Raw genomic sequence first — 674 nt, 5'->3', positions numbered from 1 at the left:
AGGATGTCAGAAAAGAAGAAATTCACATTAGAATATGCAATAAGATCATCTCCACGCATACTATATAGCTTTATAAGCGAGCCTAACGGTTTATCTCAGTGGTTTGCCGATGATGTAATCTTTAGAGACCAAATTTATACTTTTACTTGGGACGACGAAGTGCAAAAAGCCAAGCTCATTAGCATGAAGGAGAATAAGTTGGTGAAATTTAAATGGATAGACGATGAGCCTTACTGTTACTTTGAAATGGAAATTGTACAAGACGAGCTTACTAACGACGTAGCATTGGCCATTACCGATTTTGCAACGGAAGAAACCATGCAAGAACGTATAAAAATTTGGGACAACCAAATTACCTACCTGTTAAGCGTGTTGGGCGCCTAGTAGCGAAAATAACTTTACTTTCTGCGCTTTGTATAAATTAAGGTAGGCTATTTAATGCGAGTTTTGTTTAGCTGGGCAACAAGTAGGTTGCTACAATAGCTTCACAAATTGATTTCCAATTTATATTAGCCAAAACTTAAGTTGATTAAAATAATTATGTCGCAACCAAGAAAGTAAAACAAACTCTTCTAGGGTACTGTTTTCTACAAAAAACATCTATCTTTGTACCGTTGAAAAAGATCCATTTACTGCTCATAAAAGCGTTTATTAGGCCTTTTGCCGTCACATTT

General features: G+C 35.9%; 1 protein-coding gene. It reads left to right on the top strand.

Going from position 1 to position 674, the window contains the following annotated elements; genetic code table 11:
• The first annotated feature begins 3 nt into the window (after nucleotides 1–3).
• Nucleotides 4–384, top strand: coding sequence for an START-like domain-containing protein (locus B3I52_RS01465; RefSeq protein WP_293297798.1), 381 nt, complete (start codon nucleotides 4–6; stop codon nucleotides 382–384).
• The last annotated feature ends 290 nt before the right edge of the window (nucleotides 385–674 follow it).

The sequence above is a fragment of the Pedobacter sp. UBA4863 genome (genome assembly GCF_002399615.1).
Taxonomy (GTDB): domain Bacteria; phylum Bacteroidota; class Bacteroidia; order Sphingobacteriales; family Sphingobacteriaceae; genus Pedobacter.
The sequence above is the reverse complement of the archived record's forward strand: the minus strand, read 5'-3'. Positions and strand labels throughout refer to the sequence as shown.

What these genes read in the sequence shown, in the direction of transcription:
- B3I52_RS01465 (WP_293297798.1), top strand. Translation starts at nt 4, where the DNA reads ATGTCAGAAAAGAAGAAATTCACATTAGAATATGCAATAAGATCATCT.